Origin of the sequence: Coleofasciculus sp. D1-CHI-01 (assembly GCF_040218875.1) — a bacterium.
Lineage (GTDB): Bacteria > Cyanobacteriota > Cyanobacteriia > Cyanobacteriales > Coleofasciculaceae > Coleofasciculus.
Map to the genome: position 1 here is coordinate 1 of NZ_JAVJQP010000106.1, position 19,589 is coordinate 19,589.

Sequence of the window (19,589 nt, forward strand, 5' to 3'; positions counted from 1 at the left end):
GAGTGCGATCGCTAAAGCCGAAAATTTCAGCAGTCGGCAAATTCTCATTCCACCCTAAAATAAAGAATGTCTCATGACATCAGCGGTGGGTTTGAGGAGATTAATCGGAGTTCAAGTCGAAGCCAATGATGTACCAGCAGCATAAGATCCCAAAATCTAGTTTGCCTATGGCGCAACGGGCAACCAAGAAAGAGGCAAAAGGCGGAGTAAATGTGGTGCAGTCTCGCCCAGAGGACGTAGCGTCACCTGCCAAGGAAAACCGTAGCGTGATGGCTAAGTCACGGGATGAGATGTTAAATAATGTGCTTCAGACATTATTCAAAGGGGCTAATACTAATAGTGACTCAGTTGAGTTTTGTATACCCCAACTACAGGACGAGTCTCAGCTAATAGCTGTTGCACCAGCAGTAGTCATCCCTATAGGAATAGGAGCTTACAAACTAGGCTCTATTGTACTTGTTTCTGTAGGTGCGGCTGGAACTATCATTTATTGGGAGGAAATTAGTGGACAAGGGTATGGTTTTTGGCAGATAGTCGCAATAGGGATAGAAATGTTTGGTAATACTGATGCACAAGAGCAAATAGATGATCTTGTTGACTGGGACGATGATTAATTTACCCTAGACACGATAGCGTTTATCGTTTAATTAAAGTATCCCGAAAATGTTAAAGCTATTGTATTATAGATATTCAAGGTCTCTCATCCAAATGAAAACTACTCTATAGGGACTATACCAGCAGCATGAACAGTGTTGATAATTTTTAACTTGAAGAACTATTAAAAAAAGCAATGTCTATTAATCCAACCGAAAGAAATTTAATTGAGGCTAAAATATCACCGCTATTGGGACATAAAGCCTGGGGTGTTTCCTTAGGATATGGTAGTTTTATTACGCTAGAGTTTGGCAATCCAGTCAAGCAAATTGTAGAGTACCGTAATCCAGTCAAGCGAAAGCATGGTAATTTAGTTAAGCGATCAGAATATACTCGTGGAGAGTGGCATCTATGGATTTATCTGTGTGCTTGGCGTTTAGAACAGAATCTTGAAGTGCTAGTCGCTTGTGAAGATTCGCGCTCAAAGATAGCCTTAGAATTGCAAAAAATAGAGGGGATGAATTTAAAAAGTGTGAAATTCATTCCCCCCCTTTGGGATACCCTTTTCACTTTTGATAATCAATTAGCCTTGCGAACATTTTCCCTCTATTCAGATCCGTCAGATCCGGAGGAAGAGGGTGCTGAAGATTGGATGCTATTTATGCCTGATGGCAATGTATTGGCTGTCGAACCGGGTAGTCAATGGTGTTGCGAAAAAAGTTCAAAGAGCAGATAAAATTTGGCTATTTCTGGAAATTCTCATAGTTGCACAGGACACAAGAACAACTCAAAAGAATGTAACAGCGGACAAAACTGTCAAAATTTGGCATCGGGAAACTGGGGAATTAGTTCGTACCCTTTCCCAGTTTGAAAAACCGGTTTACTCTGTCACCATCAGCCCAGATGGACAAACTCTGATTGCAGGTAGTGGTGACCCAGCGCTGACTATTTGGAATCTGGAAACTGGTGAATTAGTCAATACCCTTGAAGGACATCCAGAGGGTGTCGCTGCTGTAGCAATGAGTGCTGATGGAGAAACGATGGTTAGTCGCAGTCTAACTGGTCAAGTCAAAATTTGGCAGTCTGGTTAGCCTGAACTGTGGGAACGGGGAACGGGGAACGGGAAACGGGGAACAGGGGAGATGGGGAAGATGAGACAGGTGATGGAGAATTTTTCCAATCGCCAATCCTCAATCGCCAGTCCCTAATCCCTGACTCTTGCTGATCAGCGTGCAGATTGACTATCATGCTATTAGTGTATTACGTGTTTTACGCTATATTACGGTTAAGTACGTTTTCAGGGTCATCGCAATGGCATAGAAAAGAAACCCGACCTTTGAGAAAAACTCAAGCTAGGGAAAGCTCTCTGATCTATTCCGTTGTCGGTAAGTGCATCTACGACACCAAATTGAAGAGTTCAATCGTGACTACGCCAATTGGGTGTATGACTTAACCTTTTTATGTAGGGTTTTTTTTGACAAAACAGTTATTGAATTATCTGTGCGAGGAGTTTATCTTGGCATTCATCCGACTCGCCGATTTGATCATCAATATGGACTATGTTGCTGCGGTGACGTTCAGCACCTATAACGGATTGGGTGAGGGAGACGAGATCCCTGTTGTAAATATTTGTTTAGCAATTCCAGAGGGGGCATTAGATGGTCAAGCGTCATCATGTATAGGGGATTGCCGGAATTGTCAGGGAATAGAAAAGCTGGAATATGAGAATGATTTAGCGATCGCGATTTGGAATTACTTTACTCAATCGAGTGAGGTTACGGTTCTGTTTGAGTGATTGGCAAAGTCGGGACTCACTTTCACGATTATCGTGTTTTGCCACCCCGATGTGACTAAACCCGCCCCGCTTAGGTGAGAGAGTTTTGAGTTAACTCCCCCACCTTGTTTCCCTTATATCCTCTGCACCTGGAATCCCCCCGTTTATGAAGACTCGATAAAAGCTGCAAGACTTAGTTGCTGATGCTGGTGTAGTTGACCTATGATAAGGAAAGTGTATTACAAGTTATACGACTGTCTTACAGATTCAACCGTATCTGGGAATGAAAGCCTAGGGTCTGCGATCGCTCGCCTCTTTTGCTTCTGTTCTCCTCAAGGTTGGACACCACCAGGGTAAATCTATCGTTTTCGCTTCAATCCCACTATTCCTGAGTGTGGTGTTTTTTTAGGTACTAGCACTATGAGTTCATTCAAATCCGACAACCAATTACGTAATCTCAATCCCTCAACCTCTGAACCTGTATCTTCTGAAGAAGTACAGCAATTTGACCTCGAAAATCAATTAGCAGAACTTGCCGTTCCTTTAGCCCAAGCCTGGAAAGATAACCATCCAGAAGCGCAACCTGCATCAGAAACGGATTTAGATGTTTGTACGTTGGCGGTGGCGATTGAAATGGCGATCGCCGGGGAAGCGGTTGGCGGTCCCATCGGCGCTTTAATTGCCTCTGGTGGGGGTGTCAAGGCGGCTAGTGTGGCGTGTAGACGAGTGCTTTAATCCAATATCGTCATTTGTCATTTGTCATTTGTCATTTGTCATTTGCTATTGGTGAATGAGGACTCTAGCAAAAAATGCGAGTTTATTTTTGGACAACCCTTGAGGATAAGTGTCTGTCGTGTTTTTTAACACCAAATTCAATCAGATGCCCTTTATGATTTTAGATTTAGGTCTAGTTCTCTAATGATTTAAGGCTGATACAGGGTATTGGAAAATTAATAGCAATTGCGTGGCTACAGAACGAAAAATAAAACCACCTTGCATATTTTTACCCGCATCTTCTACCAATTTCAGTTGAGTTATAAACCCTTTTGAGTTCTGTTGAGTAGGGGCAATTTTTCACTCTATTGTTTTTTGACCATGATGTTACTCAACCCGTCCCGCGCCGATGCCAGAATTCTTTAACGTAGCTTGCTTATCAAAAAGCGAGTATGACAATCAAGAATTAACCAAGACTCTCATTTCAAGGACATCATTTCATGGCTACTAAATTTGATCCACTTAACACTTATAACGCTCAATCCCATGAAGACACTTTGAATAGAGGGTATCAAAATAGTGCAACGAATTATCCTAACAGCCAACTCCCTCTCGAATCCGTTCCCCCCCCAGGAATGACGCCTCCAGAGCCGAAGAAACAGCCTTCTTTCCTGGGGCGTACTCTTCCGAGCTACAATCGTTTATTATCCCAGAACAGTACTCCCCTGCGGATTCAGTTATTGCAAACCATTTTACCTGCTGTACTGGTTCCCTTGGGATTAGCGGGATTGGTGACATCTGGAATTATTTCGGGACGCAGCCAAGAACAAACTGAGCAGTTATTACAAAATGAAGCATTATTAACCAGTGATCTGGTCACTGAGTTGTTAGCCGAAGCCGAAAAAATTCCCGCAATTGTGGCGCATAATCCGTTAGTCATTAATGCGGCGAAGAATACGGCAACAGTGGCTCAAACTGAAGGTCTGACGACAATTCCGATTGAGCAGCTTGAACAAACCTTCGCCACCAATAAAATTGTTCAACCCAATCCATCCCTGAATAGTTATCTTCAAAAAACAGCAGAGATTAGCGAATTTGCAGAGTTGTTTTTTACCGAAAAACACGGGTTTAACGTTGCCTATAGTCGCCCGACCTCGGACTTTGTGCAACGGGATGAACAATGGTGGCAAGCAACGAAAACAGGTGAGGGTCAGTTAATCGAACCGACGTTTGATCAATCGGCAAATACCTTTGGAATTGAACTGAGCCAAGCGATTACTGATCCGAACTCAGGTGAATTTCTAGGTGTGGTCAAAGGGGTTTTACCCGCCACAGAGTTCGGTACAGTGCTGAATAATTTGCTCTCAGATTTACGCTTAGTTGAGTCTCAAATCGTACAACTTTTAGCCCTGACCCAAGAGGGTAATGTCACTGTCATTCATAACGTCGGGATTCAGCAGGGAGAAGGTCAACAGACGGTTGTGGGCGGTGATGCGATCGCGCAAGGTGCCAAAATGTTGCTCGATAGCCTACAGTCTCAGAATTCTCAGGCGGAATCAGTAGCGAGTAATTTGCCACTCAAAGATTTAACCATAGAGTCAGTCCCCTCTCAGGTTGGCGATTCCCAAAATAGTGCCAACTTTACCTACGCGGGTCGCCGTTATCTGCTGGTCACCGTTCCCAAAACCAACTGGGTGATTGCGGTTTCTATGGAACTGAGCGACCTCCGCCGCGCTGGGTCTCAAGCCGCGCTGACCTTTTCCTTAGCATTTCTGCTCTTAGGCGGTGCGATCGCAGCAATCCTGTTATTTTTAGCCCGTCGTTTGGCAATGCCTTTAAAACAATTGGTTAGCACGGCGGAACAAATGATTGCAGGGGATCTCAATGTTCAAGCTGAACCATCCGGTCCGACGGAAACCCGCCTCTTGTCCCAAGCGTTTAATAATCTGGTCACCAGTGTTAAGGGGTTATTATATCAGCAATCGGCAGAAACACAACAGGCAGAATTATTTGCCAACATCGCCATTTCCCGCGCTCGGACTGAACGAGATTTAGAGGAAGTCTTCCAGGCGGCTGTTCAGGGAGCGTTGCAAATTCTGGGTGTGGATCGGGTGGTAATTTATCGGTTCCAACCCGACTGGCGGGGATACATCTCCAATGAAGCCGTCGCTCCCGCTTGGACTCGTGCCTTGGGGGATAAAATTGAAGACGCTTGTATTGGCGATGCTCTGATCGAAGCTTACCAAAAAGGACGAGTCGTACCCACCGATAATGTTTTTGAAGCGGGTTTTCATCCGGATCACCTCCAGTTAATGGAACGGTTACAAATTAAAGCCAATTTGGTCACACCCATTCTCAAAGATGAGCAGTTATTTGGTTTACTGATTGCCCATCACTGTAATGCTCCTCATAATTGGCAACCGTCGGAAATTGAGTTTCTCAAAAAGTTAGCGATTCAAGTCGGTTTGTCCTTAGACCGGGTGAACTTCTTGGTCGAAAAAGAAGCGGAAACCGAACGGGCGCAACAACTGAATGAAATTACATCCAGTATTCGCGAATCCGTGACCGTGGAGGAAATTTATAATGCTGCGATTACAGGAATTCGCAAAACCATGAAAACCGATCGCGCGATCATTTATCTATTTGACGAAAACTGGAAAGGCACGATCACGGCTGAATCGGTGGCAGAAGGCTTTCCCAAAGCCTTGGGCGCGAATATTGCTGACCCCTGTTTTGCGGAGCAATATGTAGAGAAATATAAGCAGGGGCGGATCAAGGCGATTGAAGATATTCAAAAGGCGGGTTTAAGCAAGTGTTATTTGGGTCAACTCGAACCCTTTAACGTCAAAGCCAATTTAGTCGCACCGATTTTGGCGTATGGTGATCTTCATGGCTTGTTAGTTACCCATCAATGTTCCAGTAGCCGGGTGTGGCAAGAGTCAGAAATGACCTTCTTTAAACAAGTGGCGATTCAACTCGGTTCAGCCTTAGATCGTTTAGATTTCTTAGCCCAAATTGAGCAATCCCGTCAAAAAGCCGAACAACTGGCAGAGGAGCAACGTCAACAAAAAGAAGCGATTCAAATGCAATTAGTTGAACTGCTTAATGATGTCGAAGGTGCAGCCAGAGGGGACTTAACGGTACGGGCAGAGGTAAATATTGGTGAAATTGGCACCGTTGCTGACTTTTTCAACTCAATTGTGGAGAACTTGCGGCAGATTGTCACGCGGGTACAAGAGTCAGCAATTCAGGTGAATATGGCGGTTGGTGAAGACGAACAAGCGATTCAGCAACTGGCAGAAGCGGCACTAAAACAGGCAGAAGAAACAACTCAAATTTTAAATTCTGTCGAACAAATGACCCAGTCGATTGAAGAAGTGGCGGAGAACGCTCGCCAAGCGGCAGTTGTTGCGGGTACAGCATCCAATACCGCCCAAATGGGTCAAGCAGCGATGGATTTAACGGTAGAGAATATCTTAAATCTGCGGGGTACGATTGGTGAGACGGCGAAAAAGGTGAAGCGTTTGGGTGAGTCGTCTCAACAGATTGCCAAGGTGGTATCTATCATTGAGAAAATTGCCCTACAAACCAACTTACTTGCTATTAACGCCGGGATTGAGGCAGCACGGGCTGGTGAAGAGGGTCAAGGGTTTGCTGTTGTTGCTGAAGAAGTAGGAGAACTGGCGGCAAAATCGGCAGCGGCGACTCAAGAAATTGAGGAAATTGTTGAGAGTATTCAACGGGAAACCGCGATGGTGGTTGAGGCGATGGAACAAAGCACCAAGCAGGTGGTAGAAGGGACACAGTTAGTGGATGATGCCAAGAATAGTTTGGGTCAGATGTTAGAGGTATCCTATCAGATTGACCAATTAGTACAGTTAATTTCTACGGCTACCGTGTCTCAGACGCAAACAGCGCAAGCGGTGAGTAGTTTGATGTACGAGATTGCCATGGTATCAGCCCAAACCTCAGATTCCTCGACGAAAGTGTCAAATTCGCTGCGAAAAACGGTGGAAGTGGCGCGAGAGTTGCAGGCGTCTGTGGGAACGTTTAAGGTTGATCCGCAACTGGATTATGAATAAGGTTTTCTTGGCGGTATAGGGGCTACTTGTAGGGGCATAATATGTCGTGTCCCTACTAGAGGGTTGGTCAAGTAAATTGTAGGGGCGGGTTTAGGGATTCAAGCTAGCTTGTCACCAATAACTGAACAACAAAACCCGCCCTGATTTAATTGTAGAGAAGAAATTGTACGGAGTTTCTGGGCGCACTGATGTGTGTCCCTACAATATAATCCATCCAATTCGGTACGCTATGCCATTATAAAGGCGCGGTGGGTGTTGACAACTGTTTTACTCCTGTTCGTTGTGCGATCGCGCGAGCCAATTTTTCAAATTCTCGGTAGACATTCCTCACCGCATAAGTATGAGCGCCAATCGCCCCGTCAGCCGGTTTGAGGTGAAAGATAGGCTTACGGGCTTCCTGAGCCATGGGCATCAAACTCTGATAGTTTTTCAGTAAGGCTAAACAATGCCGATCATCAGCTACAGAAATATTATCAGTCAGCGGCTGATCTAATACATCCTCGTGATAAACCGTTGGGATACGCGCAATCCAACGGTTGTACGCCTTCACTGGACGATCTAATCGGGCTGAATGTTGTAAAACAACATATCCAATCGGCTGCATTTTACCTTGAGGAAGCTGTAAATCTGTGGCTAAACCCTTCTTTCCTGGAGAACTTGTTTTAGCTAGTCTCTCTTGCCATTCTTCGCGCCATGTCCGCAATGTTGGACCCAGATTACGCAAACCTTGCAACGAAAATAAATCCGGTGAAAGGGGAACAACTACATAGTCGGCTGAAATTAGCGCCGCCCGATTAATCGCCCCCAAATTAGGACCAAGATCCAGTAATATAACGTCAGCGTTATGAGCTAAAGCAGCTTTTTGCATAATTCTCCAGAAAGCAGACATAACCCGAAATGCTCTTTCTTGACCCCCTCCACCTAAACAATTGGGCCACTGTGCTGAAAGTTCATCCTCAAAACCAGAAAGATATAAATCTCCAACCACAAGCCCTAAGTCTCCAGGAAAAAGCGATAACTGAGCTTCTTCAATGAATTCCAGGTAGGGATTATCAATATCACCCGTTCCTTTTAATAGCGGTTGTATACAATCAAAAACTGTATTACGACTATTGCCTAACCAAAGTTCTTCCAATCGCTCCTCGTCCAGAAATGCAGCCGTCAGGTTAGCTTGAGGATCAAGATCAGCAGCAACAACTCGCAGCCCCATGTCTTTATACATCCAGGCTAAGTGATAAACTAATGAGGTTTTACCCACACCGCCTTTGTTGTTGAAAAAAGCAATAATCGTTGTATTCATGGTCTTTTCTTAAGTGTGACTAGCAGATGGGCGTCTTCGACGACAAATTCTGGAGGTGGATTGCCGTTTTTTTGTAGTTCTTTGCGTGCCAATTGAATTCCTACTCCAAATCGCTGCACATAACCTAAGTTCTTCATCGCTTCAGCTAAATGAGGATTGCGGTAATCGGTTACACCGGGCTGACCAAAGTTTTGCTTATTCACTTGACCAAAAGGACCACCAGGATTTTGGATCTCGATACAATCATTAAACCAGGTAATCCGAACGGGCGCGTATGTATTTTCATAAATGCGGTGCATCACGGCATTTCTTGCTAGTTGTTGTAGCGCGTCTAAATCTAGGTCATCTAAGCTAGCTGATGGTAGAGGTAGAATATCAAACGGTAAATCCTTTGCCCGTCTTTTTTCCGCTAAACGACGCTCCTCTTGTTGTGTAGCTGTTGCTCGGCGCGGATCTACTCGTACCCAAACCCGTCCATTGAAACGCACTGGTGGAGAATCAGATGGTTCTACAATTACAACCACTAATTCACATCCAATAATCGTTCGTTTCTGAACAATCATGTCTGGAAAAGGCAGAATATTTCCATCGGATCGTATATTCAGAGAGAGTGAGCAGGAGTTGGTCACTAATTGGCAAATTGGCACAAGTTCCGTCATTATTAACGCCAATAAACAAGACTCCGGGTTGCTGGTGGTTGGGTAGATCATTGGCAAAAGCACAAATAGCCTGACGAATGATATTTCGGTCAGCTATCGAAGCCTTACGTTCCACCCGATCCGATTCCAGATCATTTAGCAGAGTTGCCAACTCCTGATCATTCATTCAGCCCTCCTTAGTAATACTTTCAGCTTAACTCGTTGTTTCTATAGTAGTAGCCTTTTGCGGATGCTGCTTTAACACCGTTTACCTGTTCGGAATCGGCACTGTCTTTGCCACTACTTTGATGCTCAACCGAATATCGGGATTTGAGACAAATGGAGAAGATGAATATACAGTACACAGACAGATCCCCGACTTCTCCAAGAAGTCGGGGATCTTGCTTAGAAGACTGTACCTCATCAACCAGCAAATCTGCTGTATGTCGGGTTAGGGTTTGAGTGAGTGGCAGGGAAAGACGCGATCGCACTTCACTAGCACCCAGTTATACAGCTTCTCGTAACGCCTGTATATTTGAACCACAAATAGCGTTCAGATTACGAGTAATCTTCTCAATATCCCAGTTCCACCATTGAATCTCTAACAGTTCATTGATAACGTTATCGTCAAAACGCTTGCGGATTTCTTGCGCCGGATTTCCCCCCACAATCGTATAAGGTTCGACAGGGCGAGTCACCACTGATGCTGTGGCGATAATTGCCCCATCCCCTACATGAACACCAGGCATAATTGTTGCGGCATAACCTATCCAGACATCATTCCCAATCACCGTATCCCCTTTGTGGGGCCAGCTATCAGGCATGGCGACTTCCCATCCAGAACCAAAAATTGGAAAGGGATAATTAGTAAACCAATCTGTGCGATGATTCCCCCCATTCATAATAAACTTGACATCTGAGGCAATCGCGCAAAATTTGCCAATTAGTAGCTGATCACCGACAAAATCAAAGTGATATAAAACATTCCGTTCAAAATTTTCGGGATTCTCGAAATCATCGTAATAGGTGTAGTCACCAACGATAATGTTAGGATTCTTGATAATATTATTTAAGAAAACCAACCGAGTTTGGTCAGCTAATGGATATTTGCTATGGGGAGATGGTCCGTGAATCATAAGTAACCCTTTGGGATTTCGGCGAAGGGACATCATTACCTGGACATAAATTCTGTCCGCTGTACTAAGAAATGTTAACAAGCCTTAAGTCCTTACGGTTCCCTGTGACACACCGAGCGTGTTACTGAGCGTGTTACTGAGCGAAGCCGAAGTAAGCCGAAGTAAGTCGAGGTAAGCGATGCCCTGAGCCTGTCGAAGGGTCGAGGTGTTCCCCCATCTCAAACCGTCAACTTTAATTGGGTCGGACTCCTTAGATAGCCCAGATTTGCTATAGCGCGATCGCAGGTTCTATGGCTATTTCTTAATCAAATTTTAAGAGTTGAACCCTTGACTTTAATTCAATCTACTCTAATCTTTCTTAAACAAGAAATCCCACGACGCACTATAGTAAAATTACAACAATTGATCCAAATTGTTTTATGAACAGCCAATGGCTTTAACGCTTAAAATTTTTGAAGATACCCTCCTCAAACAGCAACCTGTCGATAGCAGTCAAATCTCTAACCCAGACGACCTTTATAGTCTGACCCAAGGGACAGAGTTAGTACTGCACAGTTGGGACCCTAAGGATGGAGAACCTCACCATATCCGGGTGGCTTTTGCCACAGACCGATTTAACAACAAAAATACCTGGTACGCCTTCATCAACCATATCCAGATTTGGGACGGTGAAACTGTGGTGCTACCGCCAGTGTCTCCCCCGGGTTCTACCGAAGTTCTGTTTAATGTGCGTTCTTGTTCCACTCATGTTGTGCGAGGACTGGATCAACAGGTGATTGATGAGATGAACTTCCTCACGCCTGACACCCTGGTCAGTTTTGAAGACTTGAATGTGCGTCTGGGACAAGCCGTGTGGCCCTTCCTCCAGCCCGGTGCTAAAGCCGCCTTGGGGCGGGCAATTCGCGATCGCGGTATTCCCCTAGTGATCAACTCCGGATATCGTACCATCGCCCAACAGCTTATCCTCTACAATCACTATCGAGGAGGTCGTCGCTGCGGGATTCAACTCGCCGCCCGTCCGCCTCGTAGTAATCACCAAAGTGGTTTAGCGCTGGATATCCAAGGTACCGATGGCTGGCGTCCCTTTCTAGAACGACATGGCTGGCGATGGTTGGGTCCGAGGGATTATCCTCACTTCGACTATATTCGCGGCGGACGTGATATTCGTAGCCTAGCGGTACAGGCGTTCCAACGGGTTTGGAATCGATACAATCCCCAGGATCGAATCGCTGAAGATGGCGGCTATGGACCCGCTACCGAACGGCGACTGAATCGGAGTATTATCGGCGGTTTTGGGGAAGTCTGGCAGGGCTTTGAAATCATTAAGTTGACAAGTCCCTACATGCATGGCGAAGATGTCCGCAAAATCCAGCAAGCGTTAGCAGATGCCAAAATTGATGTTGGGGTAGATGGCGTGTTTGGACCAGGAACTCAAGCAGCAGTAAAGCTGTTTCAAAAGGCAAGGAACCTAATTACCGATGGTGTGGTGGGACCGGCTACTCTCGTGCAACTGGGATTTTTCGGCGCACCTGTGGTTATCTCACCGCCCGAACCTGAACCCAAACCCACTCCAGAACCTGAACCCGAACCCGAACCCGAACCCACTAAACCCACGCCTCCACCCGCAACGGCTGTCGGGCGCATCTTGATTTCTGCGGGTCATAACCTTAAAGATCCCGGAGTCGTTGCCTTAGGGACTACAGAAGCCGAGGAAATGATTCTTACCCGTAACGCCCTAGTGCAGGAACTCCAGTCACGAGGGGTTAATTTCCTGACGGTACCCGATGATCTGGATCTGGGCGGTACAATCAAATGGATCAACGATCGCGTCCTGCCTGGGGATGTGGCGATAGAACTGGGTGGTAATGCCTTTAATGGTTCAGTTCGGGGTACTGAAGCCTATTATATTGATGGAAACGAAGACCGCAAAGACGATGCTAAGTTGATTTTAGAGGCATTCTTGAAGAAAGTTCCCGAACTGCGTTTACCAGGAAAACCCCTTTCTCGTGGTGTTAAACCCGATACCTTGAGTGCCAAAAATCAGCTTCCGTTTTGTCGGGAAGTCGCGGCATCATCTATTATCTTCAATCTGTGTTTCCTAGATAATCCCGAAGACTTAACCTTACTTCAAGAAAACCGCGATCGCTTTGCTCAAGGTTTGGCTGATGGATTGCTGCAATGGAGTGGTCAAACGGCAAAATCGGATCAAACTTCACCCCATTTCCAACTGATTAATATCCAAATTCAAAACTATGACCATGACGAAAAAGGGCTTCTCGTCAATGGGAATTCCTATATTCCGGCGGATCTGGTAGAGAATTTAGGCGTTGATCTGACTGTGGAATCGGATATTCGCCAAATCAGTTATGGCAATGTCGTGTATGTAAAAGCGGTTGATCTTCAGCCCTATAATATCTCTGTTGGCTGGGATAGTGATACCAGAACGGTATTACTAAATACAGCAACTCAAACTGATTTGGATGAATCGGACAAGATTATCTGGTTTGGCAATGCTACAGAAGAGGATTTGAAAGCCTTTCTCACCAGTAATAATGAAAAAGCACTTGACCAGTTCCCCGACATCCATACCATTTACATGGAAGAAGCAGAAAAAGAAGACGTCAATCACGACATTGCCTTTTGTCAGATGTGTCTGATGACCGATTTCTTACGCTTTGGCGGTTCATTACAACCGGAACAGAATAACTTTGGCGGTTTAGGGACAGCGAATAGTGATCCGGCGGGTGCATTTTTCCCCGATATCCGCACGGGTGTGAAAGCCCACATTCAACATCTCAAAGCCTATGGAACGACTGCACCGATTGAACATCCGCCCATTGTCAGTCCTCGATTCCAGTTTGTCTTACGCGGGAGTGCGCCTTCGGTGTATGACTTGAGTCGGCGCTGGAGTGCTGATCCGGAGTATGGGAATAAGATTATGGCATTAGTGCGGCGTTTGCATGGTGTGGTGTCTGATGTGGAAGACACGCCTCAATCCTTCTTCATGCGTTTGAGTCATACGGTAGCGCCCATGGAAAATAACGGTAGCGATAGTCCTTGTGGGCTGTAAAAGCAGGGGGAGCGGGGGGAGCAGGGGAAGCAGGGGAAGCATGTCACCTTTGTAGTGGCGTGGCACAGCTAAAATTGTGGAATAGATTTTACCGTTAAAATGGGCGCACGTCGGTGCGCCCCTACAATTCTAATTCACCATTTTAGGTGGGTCAGCCCAGTAGTAGTGCGAGCATCTTGCTCGCTACCCATTCCCAATTTAAATGCATGACATACTATGGGCGGACTCTATGCAGTATTGAGCAAGATTCAACCTAGACCTGGCATGTATATCGGCAAGCCATCAATTACTGTGCTGCGCCATTTTTTAGTGGGCTATGAATTTGCCCGCAGCGAGTTAGGCATTGAATCGACTGAAGAAGAGATTGATTTTTACGACCATTTTCACCCTTGGATAGAAAGAAGATTTGGGGTAAGAACGGCAAAGTCGTGGGCTGATATTATTATCTTGTTCACTCGCGATGAGAAAGAGGCGTTTGACTATTTTTTCAATTTACTGGATGAGTTTAAAACCGAGATAAGAGTTTAGACGGAGATGAAACTAAAGTAATGTATACAGGATCAGAACATAATATTTAATGGGGATGTAGAAGCCCTAGCGAGGGCGAAGTCGCAGCTACACAAATGTATGCGAAGCCTTCCCGAAGGGTAGTCCGCCTGCGCGGACTAGATTATCAAGGGGGTGGCTAACCCGGATTGGGTATAAGACACGAGAGTCGTGAAACCTGCCTCTACAGACGGGATGCCAAAAGCATCTCTACACTTACCCAATCCCTAATACTTATGCCCAATGTGGGTTTAAGGCGAAAGAAGTCGATACTTCACGTTCACCACTTGCTCACTATCCAGGGATGATCCGCCCGCCGAAACCTCCAAATCGCTTAATTCTAAATGAGTAGAGGGGTAATCGTCGGAATCAGACGGCGATTCTTCAGCCGATAGTTTTATGCCAAATAACGAGATGGCGGGAGTTTCATTCTCTGATTCATTATCAGGTAATGCTAGAGATTCAGGTTGAGATCTCGATGAAGCTTGAGGGAAAAATGTGGTGTTATCTAGGCTACGACTATCGAGTCCCTGTAGCGACTCACCTGATAGGGTGGCGTTGTCGGATTGAGAGGGTTCAATGGGCATAGCGCCGACGGTTGGTGTCAAGCTAGTGACAAGTACGCCAGCGCCTAAAGGGATGATTATTTTACGCATCATTACCGTTGTTCTCAGAGTTGAATGGTTGGTTTGGGTAGATACACCCCGTCAGTTGATCAAGTGGCGGTGAAGCATTTGGGGAAAAATTTTGGACGAGTATTCTAATCGATGATCCGGCAAATGCTTAGCTGATTTCACCGGGTTTGTGTATTATTAAATACATTTTTGGGAAAGTTTTTGCTTGTTTCCCATAAGATAAACTGACTTAATTCTAAACTTTAGCAATGCATTGAATCTAGCATATCTATCCAAAGGCAAGTCATCCTGCGATCGCGCCCTCATCCATACAACCTGTAGGGGCGGGCGCGAGGGACTAACCTTTGACATATAACCGCTAACTGTTGTACAAAACCCGCCCTCCCCCAGCCATGCGATCGCGCCCTCATCCACATAACCCGTAGGGGCGGGTTTAGGGATAAACCTTTGACATATAACCGCTAACTGTTGTACAAAACCCGCCCTCCCCCAGCTATGCGATCGCGCCCTCATCCACATAACCCGTAGGGGCGGGCGCGAGGGATAAACCTTTGGCATATAACCGTTAACTGTGGAACAAAACCCGCCCTTCCCCAGCCGTGCGATCGCGCCCTCATCCACACAATCCGTAGGGGCGGGTTTAGGGACTAACCTTTGACATGTAACCGATAACTGTTGTACAAAACCCGCCCTCATCCACATAACCTGTAGGGGCGGGTTTAGGGACTAACCTTTGGCATATAACCGATAACTGTTGTACAAAACCCGCCCTCCCCCAGCCGTGCGATCGCGCCCTCATCCACATAACCCGTAGGGGCGGGTTTAGGGATAAACCTTTGGCATGTAACCGCTAACTATTATACAAAACCCGCCCTCCCCCACCCGTGCGATCGCGTGGCGAACAAATCAGAGTTTGTAGTCAGCGCTTTAGCGCTTCTGGCACTAAAGTGCCTACTACGAAACCAGGACGTTCACCTTAACTTACTGTAGCGTGAGGATATTATTTTCCAGCCTTTAACCCAGCAAATACCTGAGCAACGGTTAGATTTAAATCCAAAAAGTCAGGAACCTGTAAGAGATTCGATTTCACCGTTAGCATCAATGGGTATTCGTTGCCATTGAAATACCGTAACATCAGGAACAATTGAACGCCCGCCAAAGGTACAACGCAGTTCAGGAAAAGCGAGGGCTATTTGCGACTCTTCAGCGACGTGGTTTATCTTATTGCAAAGTTGACACTTTAGGCGAGAGTGTTTGCCTTGGGGCATTGGTTTTTGGTAGATGCGACCATTAATAAATTCACTAGCAGGTTTTGTCTCTGGCAGGTTGAGGAATTCGGCTAAGGTAATGGTTTGATCTAGCGTCGTTGTCATCGTTGCGAGTCGCCTCCTTCCAGGTTAATCCCAGTGTTTCTTGGACTTGACAGAATGCCGTAATCTTGTCTTCAAAAGATTGTCTATTGTATCGCGCGATCGTAAAAACAATCCGTAGGGACAGGTTTAGGGATTAACTTGTGGGATGTAACCGATAACTGTTGTGCCAAACCCGCCCTCCCCAGTTCAAAATTGAATCCTGAACCAATCACCCCGTTAAACGCTTTTTCCTTGCTTTTTGTTTTTGCTCTCGCAAAAGACGCTTCACTGTTGCCAATATAGGTGAATAGCTAAAGCGAACTAATTTAGGATAGACGGGAATAAAAGGTAGGTTTTCCTTGCTAAATCGAACGGCTAATGTCCGCGCTAGGGGGAATATGTCATCGCGATAGATGTTGATATAGAGGAACTTAATTAGCTTTTTCAAGATTTCTGCATTGCCTATTTTACCCAAAGCGTCTGCTGCATCCATTCTCACGGAAAAATCGGAATGATTGAGGGCAGCGATTAAACCATTGACAGCTTTAGCATTCCCTATCTCACCCAAAGCCTCTGCTGCATTCCTTCTTACGTCACTATCAGAATCATTGAGGGCAGCAATTAAACCATCCACAGCTTTGGCATCTCCTATCTTACCCAAAGCCTCTGCTACCTTCCATCTCACGTAACGATCGGAATCATTGAGGGCAGCGATTAAACCCTCGACAGCTTGAGGATTGCCTATCTCAGCCAAAGCCTCTGCTACCTTCCATCTCACGTAACGATCGGAATCATGGAGGGCAGCAAATAAACCATTCACAGCTTTGGCATCTCCTATCTTACCCACTTTCATATATAATCGCACGATTCCACGTGAATCATTGAGGGCAGCGATTAAAATCTCGACAGCTTGAGGATTGCCTATCTCAGCCAAAGCATTTGCTGCTTTCCTTCTCACGTAACTATCGGAATCATTGAGGGCATCTTGCCACCTCTGAACCATCTGTGAATTCACCTGACTCAGCGCCATAAGCGTGGAGGTAATAAAACCAACCCTTGGATAAGACAGCCAAAACTTGTACAGTCTATCAATTACCTTAGTAACCAAAGGGTGAGAACATTCTGAACATTCCGCCAGACATCGCCCTGCCAACAGTAAAAGCGTCTTAAAAATATCATCCTTTTCCTTCATAATCCCTTGCAACAAAGGAATCGGATCATCCATCAATCCCGCCATTAAACTTAGGGTTTCATGCCAGTCATAGTTCCAAAAATGCTGCCGCGTTAACGCCACCCCATTCTCAACTCGACACAAATACGCCGCCGTCAAATACTCCTGAAACGTGCGGTGGAGAAAGAGATAGCGATCGCCCCCTCTATCCAATAGTTGAATAATACCATCCTTTTCCGACAATTCCTCAATCAAACTCGCCGCACTCAGCGTTTTAAACTCGCTGCACGCCTGTTCACTTCTCAGATAGTTTTCTATCTTACTCCTGAGTTCGTCTATGGAAAAAATTTCCTTGCCTTCATCACTCAATTGATAAGCCAGTTCCTGCAAAAGCTCTTTTTTTGCTGATACTCGCGCCTGATTAGCCGATTGTCGATGATTGTCAATTCCCCATTTTCCCAACATATAATCTACGGCTTTACCATACACCTGAGTTCGCCGTGCTGGAAGCGTCAATCCTTTGACTTGATATAAACTACACAGTAATGACAACAATAATGGATTTTGAGCTAATCCCCCAATTTGGGGTTTATGGCGGAGTTCTTCAATCAATCCCTCGGCTGAGACAGAATCATCCTCTAGATAACCCGCCGCATTTTTAAACCAGGTTTGAATATAAGCTTCGGTTTGCTTTTGACTAAACGGAACAATTTCTACTTCCTTCGCCTCTGACAAAAATGCACCGCCATAGCCAACAATGCGAGAGGTGCAAATCATCGGACAGTTATAATTGCGGGCAAATCGGTTCAGCTTTTCGGCTAAACGAGTCCGATTTTCTTTGGAGACTTCATCTAAGGCATCTAAGAGTAAGTAACATTTGCCGTTTGCTAATTTGTCTTTGAGTAGGGTGTCGATAGCCGGATAATTTTTGGGATAATCTCGCTGGATCAGTTCAGGGATTGCATTAATGATTTCTTCGGGGGTTTCATCTAAATCGGATAGGCGCAGAAATAGGGGGAATATTACATTGTCTATTTTTCCATTTACTACCTTGTTTAAGTCTACAGTTGAACTCTCAGCCAAGGCTTTTTGATCCCCCCTACCCCCCTTCAAAAGGGGGGTTATGGAATTTATTCTAGGAAAATATTGCTCCCCCTTCCCTTGCAGGGAAGGGGGCTGGGGGGTTAGGTTTTCCCTCTCCTGTTTAGCGATTAATCCCGCCTCCATTTTTAATAACGTAGACTTTCCCATCCCCGGATCAGCCAAAACCATTACTCTTGAATATTCTTTTTTTGCTTCTTGCCAATCCACCTGAGTTTGTCGCGATTCCTCAACTTCTTCCACTCCACCTTTGAGCGCATAAACTCGTTTAATTTCTGCCTCAGATTCCCCATACCCCCACGTCGTTTCTACTTCATGCTTATATTTCCGTTCCAGCGTAACTTGAATCGGAATATATTGCGCTTGCAATAGAACGTTTTGCGGGGTGTGGAAAAAGCCAATGGATTTAAATCGTTGATCATTTTCAATCGCCTCCAGAAATTGACAAACCGCATTTTTCTCTGGTTCTAACCCCAGTGCATCTAAACTCTCTAAACAATTGTCCCAGCGAATCAGATAACTTTCATCCCGTTTACTACACTGAATCACGCCTACCACACCACCCAACTCTTCAGCAAAAACTGCGCCGCCGCTGGTTCCTGAATCAACTTTCGTATCAATTCGATGGGATACAAAGGTAGACTGTTTTTGGGGTAATTGATTCCAAGGATTTGTCCCGGTTACGGTTTGGATGCGATAGGTGGGTAGAATTTTAACAGGCGCACTGGGGCGAATGGTTGGGGCGGAAAAGTTAATTCCTTCGGGAAAATATTTCTGTTGCGAGGGCGGAAATCCATAAACCGTTACCGAGGTTGATAACTGTTGCGGATTAATTATCGGTACGGCGGGGGCGTTTTCAATATTAATTTTGAGAATGGCAATATCAACATCAGGATTGGATAAGGCTTCGCACCATTGCGCCTCGTATTCCTGTCCCTGATACTCTACTATAAGGCGATCGAGTAGATAAATAACATGGTGACAAGTGATTAAATAACCATCAGAACGGATGATGAAACCTGAACCTGCGGTTTCTCCTTTAGCGGGATTCAGGATTTTCACCATGGATTCCCGGAGTTGGTCAAGACCATAGTAACTCATCTTAAACTGGGATGGGGGTTGACGTTTTATAGGATCAGCGCGTCAATAGGTAGGGGCGGGTTTTACTACTATCTTTTCGATTGTACCCTGATGGAATTAAACCCGCCCTGATTCACAGGTTTTGTGTTTTCATGGGATAAGCGCGTCAATGGGTAGGGGCGGGTTTTACTACTATCTTTTCGATTGTACCCAAATGGAATTAAACCCGCCCTGATTCACAGGTTTTGTGTTTTCATGGGATAAGCGTGTCAATGTGTAGGGGCGGGTTTTACTACTATCTTTTCGATTGTACCCAAATGGAATTAAACCCGCCCTGATTCACAGGTTTTGTGTTTTCATGGGATAAGCGTGTCAATGTGTAGGGGCGGGTTTTAC

The 19,589-nt window shown here is 45.5% G+C and carries 14 protein-coding genes and 2 pseudogenes; 8 read left to right on the forward strand and 8 right to left on the reverse strand.

All coding sequences use genetic code 11. The features are described 5' to 3' along the window. Nucleotides 1-125: 125 nt before the first annotated feature. From RIB93_RS19185 to RIB93_RS19210, 6 genes are all read left to right on the forward strand, one after another. The gene (locus RIB93_RS19185) at nucleotides 126-614 is read left to right on the forward strand and encodes a hypothetical protein (protein WP_446374594.1); all 489 of its coding nucleotides are present in this window, start codon (nucleotides 126-128) and stop codon (nucleotides 612-614) included. Between the two features lie 176 nt (nucleotides 615-790). Next, on the forward strand, nucleotides 791-1,330 hold the full coding sequence (locus RIB93_RS19190; protein WP_446374596.1) for a hypothetical protein: 540 nt from the start codon (nucleotides 791-793) through the stop codon (nucleotides 1,328-1,330). Next, nucleotides 1,263-1,685 carry a WD40 repeat domain-containing protein gene (locus RIB93_RS19195; RefSeq protein ID WP_446374598.1) on the forward strand — a complete coding sequence of 141 codons (423 nt, stop codon included), beginning with the start codon at nucleotides 1,263-1,265 and terminating at the stop codon, nucleotides 1,683-1,685. Before RIB93_RS19190 ends, RIB93_RS19195 begins: the two co-directional genes overlap by 68 nt. 383 nt (nucleotides 1,686-2,068) lie before the next feature. Continuing rightward, a complete protein-coding gene (locus RIB93_RS19200; protein ID WP_446374600.1) occupies nucleotides 2,069-2,389 on the forward strand; it encodes a hypothetical protein in 321 nt (106 codons plus the stop codon). Nucleotides 2,390-2,788: 399 nt separating this feature from the next. Continuing rightward, complete coding sequence (locus tag RIB93_RS19205; RefSeq protein WP_446374602.1) at nucleotides 2,789-3,103, forward strand: hypothetical protein; 315 nt, start codon at nucleotides 2,789-2,791, stop codon at nucleotides 3,101-3,103. Nucleotides 3,104-3,582: 479 nt separating this feature from the next. Next, complete coding sequence (locus RIB93_RS19210; RefSeq protein WP_446374604.1) at nucleotides 3,583-7,164, forward strand: GAF domain-containing protein; 3,582 nt, start codon at nucleotides 3,583-3,585, stop codon at nucleotides 7,162-7,164. 235 nt (nucleotides 7,165-7,399) lie between these two features. Here the strand turns inward: RIB93_RS19210 and RIB93_RS19215 are convergent, their stop codons facing one another. The 4 genes and pseudogenes from RIB93_RS19215 to RIB93_RS19230 all read right to left on the reverse strand — a co-directional run bounded on the left by RIB93_RS19215 (nucleotide 7,400) and on the right by RIB93_RS19230 (nucleotide 10,238). Next, nucleotides 7,400-8,464, reverse strand: coding sequence for a ParA family protein (locus tag RIB93_RS19215; RefSeq protein WP_446374606.1), 1,065 nt, complete (start codon nucleotides 8,462-8,464; stop codon nucleotides 7,400-7,402). Beyond that, a pseudogene (locus tag RIB93_RS19220) lies at nucleotides 8,461-9,289 on the reverse strand (ATP-binding protein). The gene RIB93_RS19215 and the pseudogene RIB93_RS19220 overlap by 4 nt, the downstream one beginning before the upstream one ends. A gap of 22 nt (nucleotides 9,290-9,311) precedes the next feature. Beyond that, on the reverse strand, nucleotides 9,312-9,593 hold the full coding sequence (locus RIB93_RS19225) for a hypothetical protein (RefSeq protein ID WP_446374608.1): 282 nt from the start codon (nucleotides 9,591-9,593) through the stop codon (nucleotides 9,312-9,314). Nucleotides 9,594-9,608: 15 nt separating this feature from the next. Further along, complete coding sequence (locus tag RIB93_RS19230; RefSeq protein ID WP_446374610.1) at nucleotides 9,609-10,238, reverse strand: CatB-related O-acetyltransferase; 630 nt, start codon at nucleotides 10,236-10,238, stop codon at nucleotides 9,609-9,611. Between the two features lie 430 nt (nucleotides 10,239-10,668). Here RIB93_RS19230 and tftA point away from each other — a divergent pair, with 430 nt between their 5' ends. Then, nucleotides 10,669-13,308: a hormogonium tapered terminus morphoprotein TftA gene (gene tftA / locus RIB93_RS19235; RefSeq protein ID WP_446374612.1), complete on the forward strand. Its 2,640-nt coding sequence runs from the start codon at nucleotides 10,669-10,671 to the stop codon at nucleotides 13,306-13,308. Nucleotides 13,309-13,524: 216 nt separating this feature from the next. After that, nucleotides 13,525-13,836, forward strand: coding sequence for a hypothetical protein (locus RIB93_RS19240; protein ID WP_446374614.1), 312 nt, complete (start codon nucleotides 13,525-13,527; stop codon nucleotides 13,834-13,836). Between the two features lie 269 nt (nucleotides 13,837-14,105). On the opposite strand, the gene RIB93_RS19245 is transcribed toward RIB93_RS19240, so the two are convergent. The 4 genes and pseudogenes from RIB93_RS19245 to RIB93_RS19260 all read right to left on the reverse strand — a co-directional run bounded on the left by RIB93_RS19245 (nucleotide 14,106) and on the right by RIB93_RS19260 (nucleotide 19,214). After that, a complete protein-coding gene (locus tag RIB93_RS19245; protein ID WP_446374616.1) occupies nucleotides 14,106-14,513 on the reverse strand; it encodes a hypothetical protein in 408 nt (135 codons plus the stop codon). A 153-nt stretch (nucleotides 14,514-14,666) separates the two neighbouring features. Further along, the gene (locus RIB93_RS19250) at nucleotides 14,667-15,185 is read right to left on the reverse strand and encodes a hypothetical protein (protein WP_446374618.1); all 519 of its coding nucleotides are present in this window, start codon (nucleotides 15,183-15,185) and stop codon (nucleotides 14,667-14,669) included. Nucleotides 15,186-15,565: 380 nt separating this feature from the next. After that, nucleotides 15,566-15,862, reverse strand: a pseudogene (locus RIB93_RS19255) (Uma2 family endonuclease); the annotation flags it as partial. Between the two features lie 208 nt (nucleotides 15,863-16,070). After that, nucleotides 16,071-19,214, reverse strand: a complete 3,144-nt coding sequence (locus RIB93_RS19260) for a HEAT repeat domain-containing protein (protein ID WP_446374620.1) — start codon at nucleotides 19,212-19,214, stop codon at nucleotides 16,071-16,073. Nucleotides 19,215-19,589: the final 375 nt, after the last annotated feature.